Here is a 24197-nt window from a genome sequence, read left to right as displayed (position 1 = left end):
TGGCTAAATTCTTTCCTCAACAGAATGTATTCCAGCTAGAAATAGAGTTTATATCTGAACACACACAAAGTAGAAAGACTAATATCACAAAACAAATGGGATAATTTTATTAAGATGTTATAAATTTCAATAATCCTCAATTAAATATACAACTTACACCTTCTTTACATTTCAGCATGACTTCAAATTCCTTGATATGCTCTTCAGTTTTTTCTGTAAAACGTAAGCATTATCATTAGAGATACAGAACCGCCATAAACTCCAGAACTCTGAAATTCACACTCAGCTTTTCGGTACTTAATCGATAAGTTTTGGGATTTTTTAAGCAAATTAACTTGTTCTTATTTGTCTGAAATATGTTTTAATATTTCTTGGCATATTTGATTTAGTGTCTTATAAACTATTTTCTGATATTCTTCAGCAGCACAATAATACATGTTACCCTGTGTTAGTGCACACTATTACAATCAAGCAAAATGCAAGATATAGAACTAAAAAATAGTCCAACAGATAATAATTTCTTTTTTTCATTATTTTATTATTTTTAGAAATAATTAATTAAGAGTCACATCCCACGACGTTCTGTAATTAAACTTTTTATTTCACCGATAGCTTTAGCAGGGTTTAAGCTTTTAGGACAGGTTTTAGTACAGTTCATAATTGTATGACAACGATAAAGCTTGAACGGGTCTTCTAAAGCTTCAAGACGTTCGCCGGTATGATCATCACGTGAATCGACAATCCATCGATAAGCCTGCAATAAAATTGCAGGGCCTAAATATTTATCACCGTTCCACCAATAGCTAGGACAGGAAGTAGAACAACAAGCACATAATATGCACTCATATAAACCATCCAGATTTTCTCGGTCCTTAATTGACTGTAACCTTTCAGAGTTTGAAGGAGCAGGGCTATCGGTTTTAAGCCAAGGTTCTATCGATTCATATTGTGCGTAAAAATGTGACATATCGGGTACTAAGTCTTTCACTACTTTCATATGAGGAAGTGGGTAGATTTTAATATCGCCTGATATATCTTCTATTGGTTTTATGCATGCTAAAGTATTTGTGCCATCAATATTCATTGCACAACTACCGCAAATTCCTTCTCGACAAGAACGTCTAAATGTTAGAGTCGAATCGATTTCATTTTTGATTTTAATTAAAGCATCTAAAACCATTGGTCCGGTTTTACTTAAATCTATCTCAAAACTATCGATAGTAGGATTCTCATCAAGGTCAGGATTATATCTATAAATCTTTATTTTACGAGGTCTTAGCATTTCCTCGTTTTCTTTATGCTCTCTACCCTTTTCTACTACTGAATTTGGCGGCAATCTTAACTCTGCCATTTAAGTACTCTCTTTTTTAGCTTTCGTTGTTTTTGCTTTTTCAGGTGATTTTTCTTTATCTATTTTTATAGTAGATGAATCATTAAAAGGAAACTTATTTTCCTCTTCTGAATCTAAAGCTCTACCGCTAAGTAAATTTTTAATTTGCTGACCGGATAATGTCTCATATTCAATTAAAGCATTAGCTAGCGTATGGAGCTGATCTATATGCTTTGTTAAAATATCTTTTGCAAATTCATATCCTTGCATAATAATTCTTTTAACTTCGGTATCAATTAACTCTGCAGTAGCTTCCGACGTTTCATTATTAGATTGTCTGCCATACATATCATCACTGCTTGAACCATGAAATATTGGTCCTATTAAATCACTTAAACCTGCTTTTGTAACCATCGCTCTTGCAATATTGGTCGCACCTTTTATATCCGATGAAGCTCCTGAGGTAACTTTATTTCTACCGAAAATAATTTCTTCCGCTACTCTTCCTGCCATATAAACTGCTATAGATGATTCCATTTGTTCACGATTCTGAGAATATTCATCAGTTTCAGGAAGTCTTTGCACCATCCCAAGAGCATTACCACGTGGTATAATTGTAGCTTTATGAATAGGTGATGCTGCAGGGCAATAAAGTCCGACTAATGCATGTCCTCCCTCATGATACGCAGTCAACCTTTTTTCTTTCTCCGACATTGCAATAGAACGACGTACAACTCCCATCAGCACTTTATCTTTTGCCTCTTCCATGTCATGCATATCTACTTCTTTCTTACCAAGCCTTGCAGCAATAAGAGCAGCTTCATTAACTAAATTAGCAAGTTCAGCACCGGAAAAACCTGGGGTACCACGAGCAATAATTCGTGCTAGTACCGTATTATTATATTTAATTTTCTTTAAATGTACTTTTAGAATTTGCTCACGACCGTTGATATCAGGATTTGCAACGGCAATTTGACGATCAAACCTACCAGGACGTAGTAAGGCACGATCAAGAACATCAGGGCGGTTCGTAGCTGCAATGATCACAACTCCCTCATTTGCTTCAAATCCATCCATTTCAACTAACATTTGGTTTAAGGTTTGCTCACGCTCGTCATTACCGCCACCCATACCGATACCTCTATGGCGACCTACGGCATCAATCTCATCGATAAAGATAATACATGGAGCATTGCGTTTACCTTGCTCAAACATATCACGCACACGGCTTGCACCGACACCTACAAACATTTCAACAAAATCAGAACCGGATATGCTAAAAAACGGGACATTCGCTTCACCTGCAATTGCTTTAGCAAGAAGTGTTTTCCCTGTTCCAGGAGGACCTATAAGCAAGCAGCCTTTCGGTATTTTACCACCAAGTTTTTGGAACTTACTTGGATCTCTTAAAAAATCTACTATTTCAGTTAATTCTTCTTTTGCTTCATCGATACCTGCCACATCTTTAAAGGTAATTTTAGGTCCTTTATCTGATAACAATAATCTAGCTTTAGATTTTCCAAATCCCAGGACTTTCCCACCACCATGCATTTGACGCATAAAAAAAACCCAAACACCTATCAATAAAAGCATAGGAAACCAAGAAATTAAGAAACCTAAAAAGGTATTCATTCTTGTTTCAAGAGGCACGACTTCAATATTAACATCATTGCTAGTAAGACGATTTACTAAATCAGGATAATCAGGAGAATAAGTGCTAAAAGTAGAACCGTCATTTGAAGTGCCTTCAATTACTCTACCTTGAATTTTGACCGAATTAACAGTCTTTTCATCAACTCGTGTTAAAAAATCCGAGAAAGTTATATTATTTCTTCCACCAAGTAAACCATCAGATTGGAAAACATTAAAAAGTAATATTACAAAAACGAAAAGTACTGCCCAAACTAAAATACTTCTACCTTGATTATTCATCGATATAAAACCTAACAAAATATGTATAAAATGCGAATTCAGTATTAAGATTATAAAATATTATATATTAATACTTAATACTGATTAATACTGATATCAGCAAAAATGTGTAAAACGAGATACAAAATTCGGAGCAAAAGAGACTCCAAAATTCCTCATGTCATGATCATAATATGATATATGTGGTATTGCTATAACTTTTTCAAGTATTTTAACGACAGGTAAGGTAAATAAAATTGCATTGTGGTTTTTGCAGGATAGATTTTTCAAAGGTTCTAAATCTAATTGCTTCTTTATCGTTTTATAATCTTCTAACGATAAATGAGTTACAAAACAATTTGGAGTTTCTTGATTTTTTATAATATGAAATCTACTATCCCAAATAATGGATTTATCTAGTAATATTTGACTCTTAGGTAATTTTTTACCGAATTCCCTGTATATAAGTAACTCGTTTTGTATACGCTTAATTACACAACCATGAAGTGTATTCTTAAAGTTTATGTCTTGAGTAATTAGCTCCAAAATAGGAGATACTGAATAAAAACGCGCTACTCTAGATTGTCCACTAATTATTATCAGTAAAAAATTAATTAGTTGTACTTTTACCTCATTTGAAAACTTATCAAATTTTACCAAATCAAGAAAAGCAAAACCATATTCAAAAATCTTGACTGCTTCAGCTATCGCTGATATCAACTCCGGTTTAAATTTATCATCCAGTAGATTATTAATTTTAAGCTGTTGCAAGATTATATCGGCTTTAATATAATCTTCTTCTTTAGCTAATTTTTGTCTAACAAGATTCCGCTTATATTTATCTGATAAATTCGATTCATCTTCAAACCATTTTATATTATGGTTGACTAAATATTCTACTAATTCACTTTTTGGAATATTATATAGAGGTCTAATTATTTGTATATTATTATGCCAATTTATATTGCTGCTACTAAGACCAAATATACCACTATTACGTTCTAACCTCAAACAAAAATTTTCTACGTAATCATCCTCATGGTGAGCAGTTAGAAGTGCTAATATATCAAGTTCCAGGCATAAATTTGTCATTAAATTATAGCGTCCTTCTCTTGCTCTTTCTTGTAAATTGGAAAAATTATTTTGATGATCAAAAGATAAATTATAATGCTTGCGATTTAGGCTGTTACTGATATTTTGGATATAATGGGTCTCTTGCTTCGACTGTTCCCGTAAGTTATGATCAACCGATATAACAAATAATTCTATATTATTTTTTTTTGCCCAAACATTAGTAAGATAAAGAAGTGCTACCGAATCACTTCCACCGGAGACTGCAACCGCTATTCTAGATAAAGCAAAATCACCTATTAGATTATTGATATTATACTCAAATTTTTCATATATACTCGCCATACTTAAAAAATTGGTAACAATGTCTTTGCAAATCCTCGGATACTGAATTATACACTCCACTCTTCATCTTACAGACTTCTTGCTCTTTTTCAAGTTGAACTTTGTATCCCAACTCTTCATTTCACAGGATTATATAGTGTCATTCAAAAAGCTTGATACAGACGAAATTTTTTAAGTTAAGTCTGTGCTCACATACTATTTGTACTGTTTTTGCAGACTTACTCTTAAATTCATCCTGTCTGAAGCAATCAAGATTTAGCTGTAGCATAGTTTAAAAAAATCTAGTATTATCCGTGGTTAAACGCAGTAATGTACAAACGTTTCTGTTATGACTTGTTTTTCGTCATTACGAGAAATTTACAAAGTAAATTGATGAAACGGAAGAATAAAAATGCTAATTTATAGCATTTTTTAATTATTTTGCTGGACTACCAGACTCCTTCCAGTCACTTAGCTTATGACAATTTTGTATCCATAAAACTATGCAACTAGATGATAAAGAAAAATTTTATGCTGATTCAGCTAATGTTTCTAAACTTTCATTCTTTTGTTCACGTAAATAATCTTGTACTTCTGATTCTGATCTTGCAACAATAACTGTAACTATAGCATTAAGCTCTGCATGGAGTCTTATTTCAACCGTATAAATTCCGGTAGATTTAATTTTTTTATCAAGAATAATATTTGAATGAAAAATATTATAAGATACATTTTCAGATAATTTATCGGCTATTTCTTTATTAGTAATTGAACCGAAAAGTTTACCATCATCTGATGTTTGACGGATAAACACTAATTTTTGCTCTTTAATAAGAGCATTGATTTTTTCTACTTCTTCTCTTATTTGCTTATCTTTTGCTTCAAATTCGTGTTTTTGTTTAACTATTAGCTCTTTATTAGGCTCAGTAGCTCTAATAGCTAATTTTTGCGGTAAAAGATAATTACGACCAAACCCGTCTGCTACTTTGAGTATATCACCAATTTTACCTAATTTTCTTACAGGTTTTATTAATATAATTTCCATGTATTATGCCTTTATTTAGCTTGAAATACAAAAGGTAATAACGCTAAAATTCTCGCAATTTTAATAGCATTATTTAGCTTTCTTTGTTTCTTTGCACAAACATTTGTGATCCTGCTTGGTAGCATTCTACCACCTTCAGAGACAAACTTTATTAAAAGTTCAGGATTTTTATAATCAATAACAGGTGCATTAGGCACAGAAAGAGGGCATCCTTTACGTCTTCTAAAAAATACCTTTTTAGCAGTTTTATCTCCTACTTTGCGAGTAGTTGCTTCACTAGTATTATTACTTTTTAACATTCTTTAACCTTAATTCTTACAAATTTAATTATTAATCGTTACGTCAATTACCAGATTATTCTCTGTACTCTGATTTTTTAACATTGGTGAAGGTTCACTACTAATTGCATCTGCTTTAATTGTAAGAAATCTAATGATATTTTCGTTAAGTTTCATTTTTCTTTCTATTTCTTCTTTTACATTCGGAGTAATGTCTAGACCTAAAAAATAATAATGTCCTTTCTTGTTACTACCGATTTTGTAAGCTAAGGTTCTTAACCCCCAATATTCTTTTTTTATGATAGTACCATTATTATCTTTAATAATTTTAGCAAAATCATCAACGATTTTATCTATATCGTTTAATGATATGTCTTGGCGTATAATAAAAACTGATTCATAAAAGCTCATAATATATAAGGGTCTCCAACAAACAAACTTTAAATAAAACCATTTATAACAACTAAAACTATTAAATTCAAGTATTATCTTAAAAAATTATCATTCCTTTTGTTTCTTTTTCTCTTTTTGTAAAAAGTTTGCTATAAACCTTAATAAATTAGAAAATTAAATATTAAATATTAATGCAGATTAATTCAGTGTTTATAGCTATTACCTAAAGTTTTAATTATAGAAGAAAAAAATAAAAAAGTGTTAATATTTCTTTAGAAGTAAAAATATTATATATATAATTAGGACTTCAACTTATAGAAAAAGTATTAACTTATTTTTTCAGTCAACCACTTACTATCATGATTATTAGTGCAAAATTAACGTTAGAAAAAATTAATAAATTTGCTAAAACACCCATAATCTTTTTATTATCAAACAAGCAATTAATAGACAATAACGTGCTATTTTATAAGCCTTTCTTATCGGAGCAATAGTATAGGTTACTTTAAAGAGTTTTATTGAGACAATCTAAATCAGTTTTACAAGATAACATTTTATTAAATTTAAGAATAAAAATATTGATTTAGGTCCTACTGAGTTTAAAATTTTACTACTTTTTTCAGTTTTCAAATAAAGTATTTTCACATCAAGAAATAAATAAAATGTTATAGAAAACTAAAAGGCCTTTAATGAACATCTATAAGATGTTCATCCAAATAGGATTGAGAGGTTCAGGAAAAGACAATTAAATTATTAAAACCATTTGGTTTATCGGTGATTGTTTAAATAATGGTAAGGATAGCAACTTTTTTCGCCTAAATTTTAAATTAACTAAATAAGCCAAAATTTTCTTTGTATTTATACATTAAGTATGTTAATATCCATTAATTATATTTTTGTATACTAAATAAGATTATACATCTTATGCGTTACCGATTTTTTTATAACTAAAAACCGTAAATTTTATGTTAAGTAAACTAAATAAGCCTGCTTTATTTTCTTTAATATTTTATCCTATTTTTATTATATCTCTTATAGTTAAATATTTGTTTGATTATGGAATAGGATTAGCTGAAGTTATTTTTATAGTTGCTAGCTATTATATTAATAATATTACTGTTGGGATCGGTTTACATAGGCTATGGTCTCATAATTCTTATAAAATAAATAAATATGCCGAGTTTATTTTAGTTATGCTGTCTGCAGGAACATTACAAGGACCGGCTTTATCTTGGGCATCGAATCATTATAAACATCATGCTTTTACAGATAAAGATCAAGACCCGCATACTCCTTTAAAATTTGACAATAAATTTTTAGGTTTTATGTGGTCTCATATAGGATGGATGTTGGTTGGAAACGGTAGCTATAAATCTATTGATCGCATTACTTGGACTAAGCACGGGAAGAACAATTTATTAAAATGGCAGCTAAAATATTATTGGCAAATAGCAGCTTTTATGAATATTGTCGTACCTTTATTTATCGGTTATTTAGTCGGCGGTACTATGCAATCAGCATATGCAGGATTTTTATTTATGGGACTCGGTAGATTCCTGCAACAACAAGCAACATTCTGCGTCAATTCTTTATGCCACTTTATCGGTAGTAAAAAATATTATAAAGGCACTGCCGGAGATATTTGGTGGATGTCATTATTCTTACTCGGTGAAAATTGGCACAATTACCATCATGCTTTTCCTTCAGATTATCGTAACGGTGCAAAATGGTATCATTTTGACGTTCACAAATGGATAATATTTTTAATGAGTAAAGTCGGTTTAGCTTCAGAACTCGAACGTACTACAAAAGTACGGATACAGGCAAAAATGCAAGAAACTTTAAGTTATCTTAGTGAAAAACAAAAGCAAAAATTGAGCTTAATGCAAACTAAAATAGATCAGCTTCTAGAAAATTTATGCTTAAAAATTAAAGAGCTTGAAGAATCATCTATTACAATTAAAGCACAATTTAAAAAATCTTTTGTAGAAATACAAGAATCGCTTAAAAATTTAGCGGAGCAAATAAGTTCTGCAACACAAATAACAGAAAAATCTTCAGAAAAATTACTAAAAATAGTTAATAAAAAAATTATTGATGCTGAACAATCTATTTATAAGCTGTATAATCAATTAAATACCTTCAAGGTATCTAATTAATGTTAATTTGAATGACAAAAATTTTAGGTATAGAATCAAGCTGTGATGATACAGCTGTTTCTATAATCACCGAAAACCGAGAAATCTTATCTAATATAATCATTTCACAAAATACAGAACATGCAGTTTTTGGAGGGGTAGTACCTGAGATTGCTGCACGTTCTCATTTATCGAATCTAGATAAAGCATTAAAAAGTGTTTTAAAAGAAAGTGATACTAAATTAACAGAAATTAGCGCAATTGCTGCGACTTCCGGTCCCGGTTTAATCGGCGGTGTTATAGTGGGTTCAATGTTTGCAAGATCGCTAAGCAGTGCTTTAAAAAAACCATTTATTGCAATTAATCATTTAGAAGGTCATGCCTTAACCGCAAGATTAACCGATAATATCCCTTATCCTTATTTACTCTTGCTAGCTTCAGGTGGACATTGCCAATTTGTAGCAATCTTAGGACTTAGAAAATATAAAATACTAGGATCTACTATAGATGATGCCGTAGGCGAAGCCTTTGACAAAGTAGCAAAAATGTTAAATTTAGGTTTTCCTGGAGGATCTGAAATTGAGACAAGAGCAAAATTTGGTAATTCTCATAAATATAAATTTCCAAAACCTATAATTAACAGCGGCAATTGCAATATGTCCTTTTCAGGACTTAAAACTGCCGTACGTACTTTAATAATGAGTCTAAAGGAAATTAATGATACTGTAGTTAATGATATAGCAGCAAGTTTTCAGTTCACAATAGGAGAAATTCTAAGTAGTAAGTTACAGGACGCTATTAGAGCATATGAACAAATGATCAATAATTGTGATAAGAAAAATATAGTAATTGCTGGCGGTGTTGCTGCTAATAAATATTTACAAGAAATATTAAGTAGTGGTGCTAAAACATATGGTTATCAGCTTATTTATCCACCTATCCACTTATGCACTGATAATGCCGCAATGATTGCATATGCAGGACTTGAGCGTTATAATAATAAGTTATTTACTCCTTTGAATTTCTGTCCAAAAGCTAGGTGGAACTTGGAAGAAATATAGTATACTCAGCCCCATTTTGTGACAGACGTGAGGAGCGAAGCCTATAAATAATAGGCAAGTCGACAAACAACGTGCTACAGTATTCAAATCATTTTACTATATAATTTTTAATATTGACACTTCTTAATTTAGTGGTATTATAATAATAACCATATTTTGTGGTAATTATCTATATAAAAAAGAGGTAAGTTTATGAGCAATAACAATTATGAAAACATATACAAAGCATTTAATTGTTTTTCAGAAGCAACAAATTCTGCCTATTCAGCTGTAAATAATTTTTTAGAATTACCTAATGTATTTAGGAAATATCCTACTATTATTTCTTTAATTTTTTCTAAAACAGCAAAATTAGATTCTAATATAACCAATATAATTAAAAACAGTGTTATTATATATGAGATATCAACAACCTTAATAGGTGCCGTCAATACTTTTTATAATGATAAAAAACTAGTCGATAAAATATTAAAAGACGGACAAAATGCTGTTAATAAACTTATTGAAACAACAAACTACTTATCGCCAATAGTTACAGATATTACAAATTCTTACTTAGTTGATCTGTATAAAGAAGAAAAAACACCATTATTTGACTTACAAATTCCTAACTCTACTAGTAGTGATTATTATAAATTTTCAGGAGAAGTAATAAATTCAGTTGAAATTGAAAGTTATTAACCCTAAATTTAGGATAAGATTTAAATCTTATCCTAAATTTTATAAATATAAATTTAACTAAAGTTTTAAAGACATTGTCTGCCACAGTATTTAGTAAAAGAACTCAAAGTACTAATAGTTTTAGTATTTTTAACTAGACCTAGTTCACAAGCTTTATCCTTAGCTCTTCTTTTTCTCTACTTATTTTAACTGTTTTACCGCTACTTATTGCGCCTGCTAAAATCAGCTTAGCTAAATTATTTTGTATTTCTCGCTGAATAAGGCGTTTTAAGGGTCTAGCTCCAAAGCTTGGATCATAGCCTTTTTCAGCTAAATAATTTAATGCAGATTCATCAAATTCAAGAGTAATATTTTGTGCTAGTAAAATTTTCTTTAAACTTTCAAGTTGTATCTTAACAATGTCGTGGATATTGTTACGACTTAGGCGATGGAATAATATAATCTCATCTAGCCTATTTAAAAACTCAGGTTTAAATACTGCTCTAACATACTCCATAACCTCATCCTTAACTTTATCACTATCTTCACCTTCTTTTTGGTTAACAAGTATTTCTGCACCTAAATTAGATGTTAAAACTATAATAGTATTTTTAAAATCAACCGTTATACCTTGACTATCAGTTAATCTTCCCTCATCAAGTATTTGCAGCATAATATTAAAAATATCAGTATGTGCTTTTTCCACTTCATCAAATAATATTACCTGATAAGGACGGCGTCTTACTGCTTCTGTTAGTACCCCGCCCTGATCATACCCAATATAGCCCGGAGGAGCTCCTATCAGACGAGAAATAGTATGTTTTTCCATATATTCCGACATATCTACACGAAGTATTGCATTACGATCATCAAAAAGAAAAGCGGCTAAGGCTTTGGTAAGCTCAGTTTTACCGACTCCGGTAGGTCCTAAGAATAAGAACGAACCAAGAGGCCGGTTAATATCCTGAATACCTGCACGTGATCTTCTAACCGCATCACTAACACTTTTAATAGCTTTATCCTGACCTATAACTGATTCTCGTAATTTCTGCTCCATTACAAGCAAACGCTCACGCTCACTTGACAGCATAGTATCAATCGGGATTCCGGTAATACGAGAGATAATACTTGCTATATCACTGTCCGATACAATTTCTTTTAACAACCCTTTATGATCCATACTTTCAGCTTCCTGAATCTTTTTCATAATCTCAGGTATAATTCCGTATTTTAGCTCACTAGCTTTAGCAAGATTAGCATCACGCTCGGCACGCTCTAGATCGATTCTTGCTCGTTCTAACTCTTCTTTGAGTTTTTGGGCTTGCTGTAGTTTAGACTTTTCTGCCTGCCATTTAGCATTCATATCATATGATTTAGATTCTAACTTTTTGAGTTCTTCTGTTAAATGGGTAATTTTCTTTTTAGAATGATCTTCATTTTCCTTTTTAAGTGCTGCAAGCTCAATCTTTATCTGAATAATACGACGATCTAATTCATCAAGCTCTTCAGGTTTACTTGACAATTCTATTTTCATACGACTGCAAGCTTCATCAATCAAATCAATAGCTTTATCAGGTAAATAACGATCGGTAATATAACGATTTGAAAGCATAGCTGCTGCAACTATTGCACTGTCAGAAATTTGCACGGCATGATGTAGCTCATATTTTTCTTTAATTCCTCTAAGTATTGATATAGTATCCTCAACCGTCGGCTCACTCACGTAAACAGGCTGGAAACGGCGGGCAAGTGCCGCATCTTTCTCGATATATTTACGATATTCATCTAAAGTAGTAGCACCGATGCAGTGTAGCTCACCACGAGCAAGCATCGGCTTTAGTAAATTTGATGCATCCATAGCACCGTCGGTTTTACCGGTACCGACTAATAGATGCAATTCATCAATAAATAAAATAATCTCACCGCTTGATTCTTTGATTTCACTAAGTACTGCTTTAAGACGCTCCTCAAATTCGCCTCGATATTTAGCTCCTGCTATTAATGCTCCCATATCAAGCTCAATAATACGGCAGTTCATAAGCGATTCAGGTACATCTTTGCTAAAAATTCTTTGAGCTAAACCTTCAATTATAGCAGTTTTACCAACTCCAGGCTCACCAATCAATACAGGATTATTTTTCATACGTCGTGATAGTACCTGCACGGTTCTTCTTATTTCTTCATCACGCCCGATTATTGGATCAAGCGTGCACCTTTCTGCAAGCTCTGTTACATCTCTGCCGTATTTTTTTAGAGCATCATAGCTATTCTCTGCCGATGCGGTATCAGCTTTTTTACCTTTGCGCATCTGCAAAATACTAGCTGCTACTTTTTTACTACTAACTCCGTTATTCGTTAAAATTTTACCGGCTATCGTATTATCATAAGTTAATGCTTCAAGTATACGCTCTATGGTTACAAAACTATCACCACTATCTTTAGCAAGGCTGCTTGCTTTTTCTAAAGCTTTAAGAGCTTCAGCAGAAGAATAAACTTGTCCTCCGCCTGCAACTTGTACTTGCGGTATTTTATTTAGCTCTGTTTTGACTTGAGTGTGTATTATATTTAAATCACTACCGACATTATTAATAATACTCCTGATAATGCCTGTTTCTTCACTTAAAAGACTAGATAATAAATGTAAAGATAATATTTGCTGATGATCGTTTTTAGCAGCAAGCGATTGACTACTAGCTATCACTAATTTAGCATGTGCAGTAAATTTATCAATGTTCATATAAATAATATATTTTAATAGATAATTAATATATAATTATTTTAAATTAAAATCACAAGTGATGAAATAATTATACAAATTGATACAACTCAAGAATTTTTAAAAGATAGTAGTAAATTTGGTAAACCTTTAAGAGCTAATAGAGAAGAGCTCAATAAAGCAGTTAAAAACGGTAATTTTACTGAGACATTGTAAAAACTTACTGGTATAAAGCTTATCAAAATTGAAAGAAAAGAGGGTAGTACTCATATATTAATGTGAAGGTCGAGAGAGAACCCTAACAAATCACAGGTTTTAAGCACTGAAGCTGTTGAAATGCAATATTTAAATGCCATCAGAGGAGTGATCGACATAGACCAGATGGTGAAAATAAACCTGAGCTTTGCTAAAATTAAATATTAAATAAAGAAGCAGTAAAATTTATTAATAGTTTTAATGCCTTGAATATGAAATAATCTCAAAAAATCTTTCAAAGAAAATAAAAACAGAAATTGACAGTGTAGCAAAATTACTAAGCAAAAACGTTGTTAAAGATGCTCATAAGAAGCTGAATGTTACTAAGGATTTTCAAAATTTTAACGATCTCACAGCATTATAGATATAGTAACACTAAAGATAAGTATATAAGGAGAAATAATGTCAGTATTATCCAAAGATAAAATGCTACAAAAATGAGTCATCAAGATTGGAATGATGTGATTAATGTTAATTCTTGTTTCAATATGTCTAGTAGAGTGATAGAGCAGATGCGAAACCAAGATTACAGTCGTATAGCAAATATCAGTTCAATTAATGCTCAAGCAGGGTGATAGGTTTGGGCAAACTAATCATTGTGCTGCTCCAGGCTACCATTATTGTTTTTACTAAAGCCTTAGTACATAAATCTGCGTTTTAATATTGCTTTACACAATGTATTTGTTACTGCTATATAAAAAAAGTAGCGGCTTTAGTAGTTCCTGATGCAGGGGATTTGAAACTTCTGGAGCCTATTTCTGTTATAAAATGGCTTTGTTACCTTGGTGATTATAGCAACAGCCGGTTTTACATCATATTGTCCACTGCTGTAATAGCTCATGATGCCAGTGATAATATGCTTAACTCTAGGAGAGAAACAAAGCTAGCAGGTCTACTTACTAATTAACGATTAATAAACAATCTGATATAACCGACCTATAGGGCAAGGTTTACAGAAATTAGCTTTATTTTTTCTAATTTAAGGAGTGTGGAAATCTCAAAAATTAATAATGTGGGATGGATATATATAATGAAAAGTACGCCTGGTAATGTAGAGTATGATTTATGGCAAATAGAAAAGTAAATACCTGAATCTCAAAAAATAACTGAGGAAGCAAAAATCGAAAGTTGAAAAGTATAAATATAGCTTACATTTCAGTTGATCTCTCAAACCAATTTTTCAAAAAGTAATACTTGCTTTAACAGTGGTCAGAAGAAGAATTGAAGATTTTTTAATCAAGAATATTATGCAGATAAACTTACTTAAGAAGAGCAAGGCTGCTTCTTCTTATTCTTAGCATATAAAATATTCATATATGATAATGAGGAATGTCTCAAATATTTTAGTAGTCAATATCCAGCACTGATGACACAAGTTCTAAAGGATTATCCTCATTTATTTTTTAGGAAAGATGCAATTAACACATGTATTAAAAATTAAGAGAATAAACAAAAAGCATTACTTAAATTACAGTTAAAATTGTCAGAGAAATTTTTTAAAGATTGCTTTGAAACAATATTCCTTAATTTAGATATTGTTAAAGTTTTTGCAAATTATATTAGAAGAAGTACCTGAAATTGAAATGGTATTTGAAGCTGTAACACTATCTTTTAATATAAATAGTTCGCATTCTAGAGATGACGTTGAAATAGCAGTTGTAAATTACTAGAATTACTAAATAAACAAGATGACCAGCATATACCACATTCTTGAACATGTTCCTGCTATTTATAAGCAGGACATGGAAATAGAGTATGAGCATTTAGCAATGCAATTAATTAAGTCCGGTAAATTACGAATAGATACCGATGATTGTTGCAATTTTGCAAGGTTTACCGATCCCGCTCTTAATATAAGCTTAATGGTTAGTAAAGAAGAACTAACAAATCCGCATTTAATCCCTGAAACTACCAAGCTTTTTCAAAGTTTATATAGAAATTCCCTTTCAGATCAGAAAATAAAATCAATTTTTGAAAATTTAAAAAAACAAATACAAAAGCTACAGCCAGTTAAGAAAGAAGTAACTGAAATGTTGGCACGTATTTTTGTCCAATCTGCTCATCCGATTGTAATAAGGTGGCTTCTTCTTAATAAGACGGAAGTATTCCTTACCTATTCACATAATATTGGTAATATGATGGATATGGTTAACTGGCAACGGGTAGGAGCTAATAGCGGCATGCAAAGTACTAACGGCAAGAATGTAGCTATTTTTGTTTCATGCGGCGGTAATCCTTTTGCTGAAAACAATAAAGATCATCCGACTTACGGCAACGGCTTTGCGGCAGTAGCAAGACTCCAGATTATTGCAGCTCAAGAACTTGGGCATTTTGCCGATATAAAAAGAGATGATAGAGGTAAGCAAATTACCCGCCATTCGGCTAATTTTTCCGGTACTAAAGCTAAGGATAAAGTAAGAATTGCTAGAAGAAATGATATAATACATTGTCATAATTTGCTTTATAAGCTCCTTAAAGCAGGTATGAAAAAGCAGCTAGAATATGAAATGAAACTTAAATTTTATAATGCAAATAAAATTAGCGGTTTAAAAGTTTACGCTATAAAATTCATGATTTTTATATATAAATTTCGGCTGTTAAATTATAGCAGTAGGCATAATCTAATATTTGTGAAAAAATTTAAAACTGATAAATATATGGCATTAATGATTGATGCTATGTTTAAAGATATGCAAGCTAATTTATCACCAGCAGCTGACGTGTATAAAAATAAAAACCCTGAAATTGAAGAAGCGATAGCCTGCATTGAAGCCTTAGCAAGAGTACCTCAACAAACCATAAAATGGGGATATTTAACTACCAAAGAAACTATGCAAGACCTTTATAAAATATATTATAATGATGTTATACCTTCTTTAATTACTAGCTATAATGCCGTTACCGGTGAAGATTATAAACGTGATTTTAAAAAGCCGAAAAGTAATTTCTTTTCTAAAATTAATATTTTTAGTAACAAGAAATTAGTACTAAAACCGGTTAGGGAATTATAAGCTATTATACTTTAATGAACCTCTTGATGGCTAGTATTAGTATATTTGCTGCGTCAATTACAGTTATACGTTGCAAGTAGCTCAATATTCTTATGGAGCCGTAAGTAAAATTGCACCTACATTATAACCGACTTTCAGTGTACTTGTAGTGTTCCCAAAGTAATTATCAATCTAGCTTTTACCTTAGGCTGCTTATTGTGAAGCTATTTTCTATGAAAATATGCAACCCAGGTACTATATATTGTAACAGGTTAGTGTAAAGATTAATTATTACCTATATTAATACTTAGTATCAAAATTTATGTTCTGCCTATTCTCTGTTAGAATAATATTATCACCATTTTGTTGAGCATAATTACCTCCATTATGCTGCAAAGAACCATGATTCCACATATAAACGTGTCACTCCTACGACAGCAATATCCACTGCCAAGCTTTTCATGCTTGCAAGTAGTCCAATACTATTGGTGACTAGTAAAAATTTATTAAAAAAGTTTTTTCTTAATAGTCATTATTCCCCCTATAACTTGTTGTTTTTAATAGTTTTATCACTTAACTTATTGCATAGTATATTTATTTACGATATACAATAATTAATTAATAAATTAACTATTTATGATTGAGCGATTGATGCAATTTAAGGAAATAAATTTGTTTAATGGCAGTAGAGTTATGATACTTGTTTAGTGGATTGGAAAACGCATTCGATGCCATTCGTGCAAAAGTGTTAATGGCATCGAATGCGTTTTTCGAGCCATGGAATAACACTTTATTCATCATCTATATTAAAAGCTCACCTTATAATTCTTGAGAAAATACATCCTCATCATCGTTAGAACCATTTGATTTCTTAAGAGAGTTTTTGAAATTATTTAAGTCTCTATTTTCAAATATTTCAATAGATTTTAAAGTCTCGTTTGGAATTATAACTATAATATTTTTACTTAATTCATCTAAATAATCAGTGGTAACGGAAACTTTCAACACTCCTGAATATTTGTGCTGTTTGCTACTTACTATAAAATCTTTTAAAGATTTACTTTTAAAATAATTTTCAGAAGTAAAAATCATTGTTATAAAAAATAGTACTACCGAGATAGTAACACCTATAGCAAATCCTACTAATAGACCTAAGAATCTGTCAATAAAACCATTTCTCATAAATGAAATTATAGTAAGAAATTTGTAAACTATAAAAACACATAAAATTAAAGAAATAACATAAGATATAACACCAGCAATAATTATTCTTATAACCTCATTATCCATATATTTCCCGATTAATTCAGAAATATATGGATATAAGAAATATGCTAGCATTATGGAAGTAATAAAACCGAGTATTCTAGTTGAAAACCCGATTATACCTTGATATAACCCGAAAAATGAGAAAATAGTAATAATAGCAAAAATAGTAACATCAAAAAATGTGATCATTATTGTTAGCTTCTATTGAATAATTTGATTTAAATCTTATATGTTAATTATTATAATAATAAGTTTTATTTATGAGCGATAAAATTTTTCATAACTTATCCGGTAAAACACTTGTTGCTACACCGCATGTAATTACAAAGGGCATTTACCATAAGTCCTTAATTTATATGTTATCACATACAGAAGAAGGAGCAATAGGATTAATTTTTAATCGTTTAGTAAATCATATAGATTTAAAATCGTTTTTTAAAATAAAAAATGATGAAATAACAAACCCCGTTATGGTTCCTATATATCTTGGCGGACCCGTAGAACATGAAAAAGGTTTTTTTCTTCATTCTAGTGATTATAATAAAAATTTGTTATTGGATTTCCATAATGATTTAGCAGTAAGCTCTAATTTAGAAATTTCGGAAGATATAGCTTTCGGTAAAGGACCTAAAAATAGCTTATTCATTGTCGGTTATACTGCATGGAAATCGGGGCAACTTGAAGAAGAATTAGAAAAAAATCTATGGCTAGTTATGGATTGTAATAAAGAATTTATTTTTGCCGATAATCCTGAAAGTAAGTGGCATAATGCATTAAAGCACTTAGGTATTGATGAAATACATTTCTCATCACAAATAGGGAATGCTTAGATAACTTCATACAGCATGGCTCATGTGTGTCATTCCTGCGAAAGCAGAAATCTACAGTCAAAAACACAAATAACATTGGTTTTAAAACTGATATAACTAAAACTGTCTTACTTTTTTCTGAATTCCTGCTTTTAGCTAGGAATGACATTTAATCAATATTTTTTGATAATCATAAGTAATAATGCTTTAAAAATTTGCCCTGACTACTAAATTAAATACACAAAATTAGATCGAATATTTTTAATGTATAAAATTACCTTAAATTGATCTGCTAATTGTTCAATATCTTGTACTTTTCATATTAAACCTATAAAATTAACATCTATTTTTCTAAATATTTTTTTAACACCTCAATTGGTATCATGTTCATGATCTAGAGTAATAAAAACTACTTGTACTAAAATATTCTCTCTCTTCAAAATCTAAAATAAGATCTTCTAATTTTTTTAGTGTTTGTCATACAAGGAATTAAGTAGTACCAAAATAAATTAAACTTCACTGCCCTTAAAAATGGGTACTATCAAATTTAATTAATTCTTCAGAGTGGTTTGATAATTTATCTAGCTAGGTAGCCAGGTTATAATATAAATTAAAGAATTATTAGTAGCTTTTATAGCGATAATAGATAATACTAAAGATTCGTTTCTTAAAAAATTAAATGAAGCTGTTCAGAATTTTATAATAACAAATAAAAACTAACAAAACTTTAGATATTAGATAGCGCAGAAGTTAATAATATATTTAGCTAAGAGAATTTTTAACAAGCACTAATATAAAACTTATGTGAATATATTATTGCTTCTATAACAGAAATTAGCAAGAAGCAAGAAGATATTAACTTAGTAATTATAATAAAAGCTGCTCAATTCTGAAATATCCTCACGACAAGAGATAATAGATACTTATAACAAATTAGAGGAATTATTAAAAAACGATTTTGAAGCTATACCTCAAGAACATAAACAAAGAGTATCTTATAAATAGAAAGAGAAATCTTTAAGCATCAATTAGATAAAATTCCATTACCAAAAGATGAAACTTACTTCCAAGAAGCTAAAATATCCACAATGATGCCAGATCAATAATCTAATAGAGTTATATAAAAAAGCTGCTGAACTTGGTTCTGTTAAAACAAATATAGAACTCGATAAGAAGAATTATTATCAAATACTAATTGATACAACTAAATACATCAATAGCTTTTAAAATTTAAAACTTGATCAATGAACAAAAATCGACAATAATAAACAAATGACAAAGCAATACTTAAGATGCAATTAAATTATCTTCAAAATTAACGATATTATCTTTAAAACAAGCTAAGTTTTGTAAGTGCCACAGGTCAAAAAAAACAGTATCTGTAACAAAAAGTACAAGAATCAACATAAATAGTGTTTTATAACGTGATAACGGCTAGAAATGATAGGAGAAGAGTCAGAAGATAAATATCATTCATGGAATATAGCAACATTTTCTAAAGAAAATGTAGATTTTTTAGGCAATTATTAATTGTGACGCAGAAAAAAAATATCTAATATTATATTCAAATTAATATCTCTTAATGCAATTTTTATAGACAAGTAGAAATGAGTTGCTAGTATAAATAAGCTATATTTAACAATGAATTAGATTATGACAAATAATCACTTTTCTGAAGATACCAAAAAAATCGCCAATCAAATAAAAGATGCATTAATGGGTATTAGTGACGATCTTGTGCTTGAGAGTAAAGAAGTAGAGGAAATTTTTGAAGAATTAAGCCAAAATGAAAAATTTGAGTATGAGATAGAGCAAATGCTTGCTATCTTAAACGAACAAACTATGGATTTGACTCAACTGCAAAGCCGAATTATCTTATTAATCCGTAAGTATTTAGGTAAAACTAAGAACTTAAAGCTTAAAATGCTTAAAGTGGATGAGAAGCTCATTAACAAGAATGTTGCCGAAGTCAGCAATTATTTAATGCATCAACATTCTAAAATAGTTAGAGATGCTAATAAAAACCTTGCAAAACCAAAAGATAAATTGCAAGGTTTAACCAAACAAGCTAGAATAGACTTAAAACGTTTATTAAAAAGTTTTGCTGTTTATCAAATTTATATGTTTATGAACCCAAAAAGAATAGCAGGCGAAACAAAGCTAATGAACTTTGCCTATAATATGATCAGAGGTGGAATGAAACTCGCTAAAAAATATGAAGGCGGCAAGGAAAAAGACATTAAATCATATTCACCTAAACTTATTAAAAAACTTAAAAAAACTTATGCCGGCTTTAAAAAAAGTGGTGGTATATCAATTTAACTATTCTTCTCTTTTTTCTACTAAATGAAAAATATTTTTCTGCACTCCTTAATTCTTGAGAATTATCGTAATTTTAAAAATCTTGAACTGAAAATAGATAATACCCCTATAATTCTTATAGGGGAAAACGGTAGCGGTAAAACTAATATTTTAGAAGCAATATCACTGTTTTATCCAGGAAGAGGACTACGGTCAGCTAAACTTGCCGATATATGCAAAACTTCAGAAGATCATTGCTCTATTAAAGCCTTATTACAAAGTAAATTAGGGCTTGCAGAGTTCACTACACAATTCAAGCTTAGTTCAAATAGAAGAATAACCGAATATAACGAAAGTAAAATAGCTAATAACGAGTTAAGTAAATTCACTAGTATGGTATGGTTAACTCCGCAAATGGAAGGAATCTTTACAAGTGGAAAAGTAGAAAGAAGAAAATTCCTTGATAGAATAGTTTATAATTTTGATCCAAAGCATGCAGAATTAGTCGGCAAGTATGAATATTATATGCATGAGAGAAATAAAATTCTAGCAGAAGAAATACAAGATGATAATTGGCTGAAAATCATCGAAGAAAAGATGGCTGATATTTCTAACCATATTGCTGTTAACCGCTTAAAAACCTTAGAATTTATGCAGCAAACAATAAATAATCTTGAAAATGAGTTTCCAAAAGCTGATTTATCAATTGACGGCATTGTCGAACAAAAAATATTAGATGGTGAAGAGAATATTGTTAGTGTTATTACGGCAGAACTTTATAAAACAAGAAACAAAGATAAATTAATTGGTCGCACTAGTTTTGGAGTTCATAAAAGTGACTTTCTAGTGAAGCATAAAAAGAAAAACATCTTAGCAAAACTCTGTTCTACCGGTGAGCAAAAAGCCATATTAATTGCGATAATTCTTGCTGAAATGAATTATGCTATAAAGCTAACTAAAATAGCACCGGTTTTACTTTTGGATGAAGTCTTTGTGCATCTAGATGATAAAAGACGTGACTATTTAACTGAATTTTTTACCTATTTAAATTTGCAGTTATGGATTACCACTACCAATTTAGAAAGTATAGAAAATTTTGCAAGTAAAGCACAATTGATTAAATTATAATAGTTTGTATTATGTTCAAATAACCTAAATTAGCATACTCTATAATTTTTCAAAAGTAAATAAACACATTATCCGTTCTAGCAGCAGCTATAATAAATGTATTGCTTAATCTTTTGAAACTGCTTAAAATTAATTTTTAACTTATGTAACTACTATGACAAAACAAACAAATAAAATATCCTATGATGAAGTACCTTATCCCCCATTTACTTTCAGTTATACTTCTCCGCCATATTTAAGAACTATCGGCAAGCTATTTGGGCTAAATCCACCATCTCTTGAAACTGCTAAAATACTTGATATCGGTTGCGGGGTTGGAGTTAATCTACTTAACTTTGCTGAAACATATCCTAAATCAAATTCTCTTGGTATTGATTTATCCAAAACACAAATAGAATTAGGCAAAAAAATTATCAGTGATTTGAAAATAAAAAATGTCGAACTAAATGCATTATCTATATTGGACCTTAACGAGTCATACGGTAAGTTTGATTACATAGTTTGTCACGGCGTATATTCATGGGTACCTGAAGAAGTACAAAATAAAATACTTGAAGTTTGTAATAAGCTGCTAAATCCAAACGGTATAGCTTTTGTAAGTTATAATACTCTGCCTGGTTGGAATATGCAGCGAACAATACGTGAAATGATGATGTTTCACTCAGAACTTTTTAATAATAGCCACGATAAGTTACAACAAGCTAGATTACTTTTAAAGTTTATCAATGACTCATTAGAAAGTGCCACAACACCTTATTCTAGATTTTTACGTGAAGAAACAAAATTATTATCTGCATATACTGATTCATACGTACTACATGAATATTTAGGCGAAATTAATACAGGTATATATTTTAACCAATTCATAGAAAAAGCTCAAAGAAATCATTTAAATTACTTAGGAGATGCGTCGCTTGCTTCAATGTTTATCGGTAATTTACCTGCTCAGGCAGCAGAAAAGCTACAAGTTATTGATGATATTGTTCGTACGGAACAATATATGGATTTTATTACTAATAGAAAGTTTCGCTCGACATTGTTATGTCATAAAAACATACCTATAAACAGAAAAATTGAATTTAACAATTTAAAAGAGTTTTATACTAGCCTTAATATTAAACCGGTAACTCTGGAAAAAGAGGTTGATTTAACTAATGAACAAGAAAATATCAGCTTCTATTATGAAAATTTACCTAACCCTCTTATTTCAAGCACTTCACCAATTATAAAAGCTATTTTATATGTATATGCTGAAAATATTAGCAATCCTTTAAGCTTAGAACAAGTAGCAAAAGAAGCTTTTAAAAAGCTTGGTAAATATCGATTACAAGATTTCCTAGCTGCACTAGAGCAACATTTTATCAAATTCATTTTTCAAGGTTATCTAAAAATATTTGAGACTAAACCACATACTATAACTACTATCACCGAAAAACCTAAAACTGGTGAATTTGCAAGATACCAAGCACGACAAGCACATTTTAATAATGCAACTAATGTGTTTAGCATCACTAATAGACTTAATGATATGATAGGTATAGCGTTACATGAAAAATATATTTTAGAAATGTTAGACGGTACTCATAATATTAATGATATTAAAAAAGAAATTCTTGAAAAGATTAATTCAAAACTCTTAACTGCTCGTGACGATAAAGGACAGGAAGTAACTGACCCAAAATTGTTAAAAGAATTTATTGACTATATAGTTACTGCGTCCCTTGAGAAATTCCGAATGAACTATCTTTTAGTAGGTTAGTTAGTACAGCTTTGTCGTCTCACATTGCAAGCGTGCTTTATTATGTGTCTAAAGCTTTCTGTTGTTATCCCGCAGCTTTAATCACGGGACACAGTTAAAAATATACTAAGATTATTAGTACTTTATACTGTGGTCAAGACACGGGACAACCTAGAGCGTGTTTTTTGCTCTACGCAACAATGTCTACTCACAATGACAAAAAGTGCAGCTACGCTACTAATTTTTCACGCAATACTTCAACTAACTTATTAATTGCTTCGGTTGGATGTATATTTTCAAGGATAGCAAGTTCACCTGCAAGTCTATTTAAAGCTGATTCATAGAGTGTTCTTTCACTGTAAGAACGATCATTATCGACATTTTTATGTAAGTCACGTAATACTTCAGCTATAGCTACAATGTTACCTGAGTTAATTTTGCCTTCATATTCTTGTGCTCTTCTACTCCACATTCTATTTCCTTGTTTTGGTTTACCTTGAAGAGTCGAATATATGACATCTAAATCTTTTCTACTTGCGACTGCTCTCAGACCGACAATTGTAGCCCTATTAACCGGAACTTTTAACGTCATTTTATCTTGAGCAAAGGAAATTACATATACTTTAATTTCAGTACCTGCTATAGTATGATATTCTATATTTGTTATTTCACCCACTCCATGTGCAGGATAGACAATTCGTTGCCCTATTTTAAACTCGGATTTAGTTTTATGTTCGGATTGTGTTGTATTTGCCATTATTAATTCCTCCGTAGTGGTTT

General features: G+C 30.6%; 18 protein-coding genes and 1 pseudogene. 9 read left to right on the top strand and 10 right to left on the bottom strand.

Annotated elements, in window-relative coordinates:
• Nucleotides 1-565: 565 nt before the first annotated feature.
• The 6 genes from A1E_RS00200 to rpsF form a co-directional block, all read right to left on the bottom strand.
• Nucleotides 566-1351: a succinate dehydrogenase iron-sulfur subunit gene (locus tag A1E_RS00200; protein ID WP_012148196.1), complete on the bottom strand. Its 786-nt coding sequence runs from the start codon at nt 1349-1351 to the stop codon at nt 566-568.
• Entirely contained in the window at nt 1352-3262 is a 1911-nt protein-coding gene (gene ftsH, locus A1E_RS00195) for an ATP-dependent zinc metalloprotease FtsH (RefSeq protein WP_012148195.1), read from the bottom strand.
• Nucleotides 3263-3358: 96 nt separating this feature from the next.
• On the bottom strand, nt 3359-4657 hold the full coding sequence (gene tilS / locus A1E_RS00190) for a tRNA lysidine(34) synthetase TilS (protein ID WP_012148194.1): 1299 nt from the start codon (nt 4655-4657) through the stop codon (nt 3359-3361).
• A 508-nt stretch (nt 4658-5165) separates the two neighbouring features.
• Nucleotides 5166-5681: a 50S ribosomal protein L9 gene (gene rplI, locus A1E_RS00185; protein WP_012148193.1), complete on the bottom strand. Its 516-nt coding sequence runs from the start codon at nt 5679-5681 to the stop codon at nt 5166-5168.
• An 11-nt stretch (nt 5682-5692) separates the two neighbouring features.
• A complete protein-coding gene (rpsR, locus tag A1E_RS00180) occupies nt 5693-5980 on the bottom strand; it encodes a 30S ribosomal protein S18 (protein ID WP_012148192.1) in 288 nt (95 codons plus the stop codon).
• A gap of 24 nt (nt 5981-6004) precedes the next feature.
• Nucleotides 6005-6370 carry a 30S ribosomal protein S6 gene (gene rpsF / locus A1E_RS00175; protein WP_012148191.1) on the bottom strand — a complete coding sequence of 122 codons (366 nt, stop codon included), beginning with the start codon at nt 6368-6370 and terminating at the stop codon, nt 6005-6007.
• A 947-nt stretch (nt 6371-7317) separates the two neighbouring features.
• Between rpsF and A1E_RS00170 the strand changes: the two genes are divergently transcribed.
• The 3 genes from A1E_RS00170 (at nt 7318) to A1E_RS00160 (ending at nt 10232) form a co-directional block, all read left to right on the top strand.
• Nucleotides 7318-8511, top strand: a complete 1194-nt coding sequence (locus tag A1E_RS00170) for a fatty acid desaturase (protein WP_012148190.1) — start codon at nt 7318-7320, stop codon at nt 8509-8511.
• Nucleotides 8512-8522: 11 nt separating this feature from the next.
• Nucleotides 8523-9551 carry a tRNA (adenosine(37)-N6)-threonylcarbamoyltransferase complex transferase subunit TsaD gene (gene tsaD / locus A1E_RS00165; RefSeq protein ID WP_012148189.1) on the top strand — a complete coding sequence of 343 codons (1029 nt, stop codon included), beginning with the start codon at nt 8523-8525 and terminating at the stop codon, nt 9549-9551.
• Nucleotides 9552-9743: 192 nt separating this feature from the next.
• Nucleotides 9744-10232 carry a DUF5424 family protein gene (locus tag A1E_RS00160; RefSeq protein WP_012148188.1) on the top strand — a complete coding sequence of 163 codons (489 nt, stop codon included), beginning with the start codon at nt 9744-9746 and terminating at the stop codon, nt 10230-10232.
• A gap of 139 nt (nt 10233-10371) precedes the next feature.
• On the opposite strand, the gene clpB is transcribed toward A1E_RS00160, so the two are convergent.
• Entirely contained in the window at nt 10372-12948 is a 2577-nt protein-coding gene (clpB, locus tag A1E_RS00155) for an ATP-dependent chaperone ClpB (protein WP_012148187.1), read from the bottom strand.
• Between the two features lie 671 nt (nt 12949-13619).
• Here clpB and A1E_RS06685 point away from each other — a divergent pair.
• Nucleotides 13620-13757, top strand: a complete 138-nt coding sequence (locus tag A1E_RS06685; protein WP_231259243.1) for an SDR family NAD(P)-dependent oxidoreductase — start codon at nt 13620-13622, stop codon at nt 13755-13757.
• A 1113-nt stretch (nt 13758-14870) separates the two neighbouring features.
• Nucleotides 14871-16193, top strand: coding sequence for a DUF2748 family protein (locus A1E_RS00150; protein WP_012148185.1), 1323 nt, complete (start codon nt 14871-14873; stop codon nt 16191-16193).
• Nucleotides 16194-16991: 798 nt separating this feature from the next.
• Here A1E_RS00150 and A1E_RS00145 read toward each other — a convergent pair.
• Nucleotides 16992-17630, bottom strand: a complete 639-nt coding sequence (locus A1E_RS00145) for a CvpA family protein (protein WP_012148183.1) — start codon at nt 17628-17630, stop codon at nt 16992-16994.
• Nucleotides 17631-17701: 71 nt separating this feature from the next.
• On the opposite strand from A1E_RS00145, the gene A1E_RS00140 reads away from it, so the two are divergent.
• Nucleotides 17702-18271, top strand: coding sequence for a YqgE/AlgH family protein (locus A1E_RS00140; RefSeq protein ID WP_012148182.1), 570 nt, complete (start codon nt 17702-17704; stop codon nt 18269-18271).
• 169 nt (nt 18272-18440) lie between these two features.
• Here the strand turns inward: A1E_RS00140 and A1E_RS06680 are convergent.
• Nucleotides 18441-18727, bottom strand: a pseudogene (locus A1E_RS06680) (SCO family protein); the annotation flags it as partial.
• A gap of 1176 nt (nt 18728-19903) precedes the next feature.
• On the opposite strand from A1E_RS06680, the gene A1E_RS00135 reads away from it, so the two are divergent.
• From A1E_RS00135 to A1E_RS00125, 3 genes are all read left to right on the top strand, one after another.
• Complete coding sequence (locus A1E_RS00135; RefSeq protein ID WP_012148180.1) at nt 19904-20572, top strand: DUF5394 family protein; 669 nt, start codon at nt 19904-19906, stop codon at nt 20570-20572.
• A gap of 24 nt (nt 20573-20596) precedes the next feature.
• Nucleotides 20597-21679: a DNA replication/repair protein RecF gene (gene recF / locus A1E_RS00130; RefSeq protein ID WP_012148179.1), complete on the top strand. Its 1083-nt coding sequence runs from the start codon at nt 20597-20599 to the stop codon at nt 21677-21679.
• A gap of 154 nt (nt 21680-21833) precedes the next feature.
• Nucleotides 21834-23438, top strand: coding sequence for a class I SAM-dependent methyltransferase (locus tag A1E_RS00125; protein ID WP_012148178.1), 1605 nt, complete (start codon nt 21834-21836; stop codon nt 23436-23438).
• Nucleotides 23439-23646: 208 nt separating this feature from the next.
• Here A1E_RS00125 and A1E_RS00120 read toward each other — a convergent pair whose 3' ends face one another.
• Nucleotides 23647-24174 carry a CarD family transcriptional regulator gene (locus A1E_RS00120; RefSeq protein ID WP_012148177.1) on the bottom strand — a complete coding sequence of 176 codons (528 nt, stop codon included), beginning with the start codon at nt 24172-24174 and terminating at the stop codon, nt 23647-23649.
• Nucleotides 24175-24197 lie beyond the last annotated feature (23 nt).

Origin of the sequence: Rickettsia canadensis str. McKiel (assembly GCF_000014345.1) — a bacterium.
Taxonomy (GTDB): domain Bacteria; phylum Pseudomonadota; class Alphaproteobacteria; order Rickettsiales; family Rickettsiaceae; genus Rickettsia; species Rickettsia canadensis.
This window is presented reverse-complemented; position numbering and strand designations above follow the sequence as displayed.

Bases quoted from the DNA above. Each gene is read 5' to 3' on its own strand.
- A1E_RS00200 (WP_012148196.1), bottom strand. From the start codon at position 1,351: ATGGCAGAGTTAAGATTGCCGCCAAATTCAGTAGTAGAAAAGGGTAGA.
- ftsH (WP_012148195.1), bottom strand. From the start codon at position 3,262: ATGAATAATCAAGGTAGAAGTATTTTAGTTTGGGCAGTACTTTTCGTT.
- tilS (WP_012148194.1), bottom strand. From the start codon at position 4,657: ATGGCGAGTATATATGAAAAATTTGAGTATAATATCAATAATCTAATA.
- rplI (WP_012148193.1), bottom strand. From the start codon at position 5,681: ATGGAAATTATATTAATAAAACCTGTAAGAAAATTAGGTAAAATTGGT.
- rpsR (WP_012148192.1), bottom strand. From the start codon at position 5,980: ATGTTAAAAAGTAATAATACTAGTGAAGCAACTACTCGCAAAGTAGGA.
- rpsF (WP_012148191.1), bottom strand. From the start codon at position 6,370: ATGAGCTTTTATGAATCAGTTTTTATTATACGCCAAGACATATCATTA.
- A1E_RS00170 (WP_012148190.1), top strand. From the start codon at position 7,318: ATGTTAAGTAAACTAAATAAGCCTGCTTTATTTTCTTTAATATTTTAT.
- tsaD (WP_012148189.1), top strand. From the start codon at position 8,523: ATGACAAAAATTTTAGGTATAGAATCAAGCTGTGATGATACAGCTGTT.
- A1E_RS00160 (WP_012148188.1), top strand. From the start codon at position 9,744: ATGAGCAATAACAATTATGAAAACATATACAAAGCATTTAATTGTTTT.
- clpB (WP_012148187.1), bottom strand. From the start codon at position 12,948: ATGAACATTGATAAATTTACTGCACATGCTAAATTAGTGATAGCTAGT.
- A1E_RS06685 (WP_231259243.1), top strand. From the start codon at position 13,620: ATGAGTCATCAAGATTGGAATGATGTGATTAATGTTAATTCTTGTTTC.
- A1E_RS00150 (WP_012148185.1), top strand. From the start codon at position 14,871: ATGACCAGCATATACCACATTCTTGAACATGTTCCTGCTATTTATAAG.
- A1E_RS00145 (WP_012148183.1), bottom strand. From the start codon at position 17,630: ATGATCACATTTTTTGATGTTACTATTTTTGCTATTATTACTATTTTC.
- A1E_RS00140 (WP_012148182.1), top strand. From the start codon at position 17,702: ATGAGCGATAAAATTTTTCATAACTTATCCGGTAAAACACTTGTTGCT.
- A1E_RS00135 (WP_012148180.1), top strand. From the start codon at position 19,904: ATGACAAATAATCACTTTTCTGAAGATACCAAAAAAATCGCCAATCAA.
- recF (WP_012148179.1), top strand. From the start codon at position 20,597: ATGAAAAATATTTTTCTGCACTCCTTAATTCTTGAGAATTATCGTAAT.
- A1E_RS00125 (WP_012148178.1), top strand. From the start codon at position 21,834: ATGACAAAACAAACAAATAAAATATCCTATGATGAAGTACCTTATCCC.
- A1E_RS00120 (WP_012148177.1), bottom strand. From the start codon at position 24,174: ATGGCAAATACAACACAATCCGAACATAAAACTAAATCCGAGTTTAAA.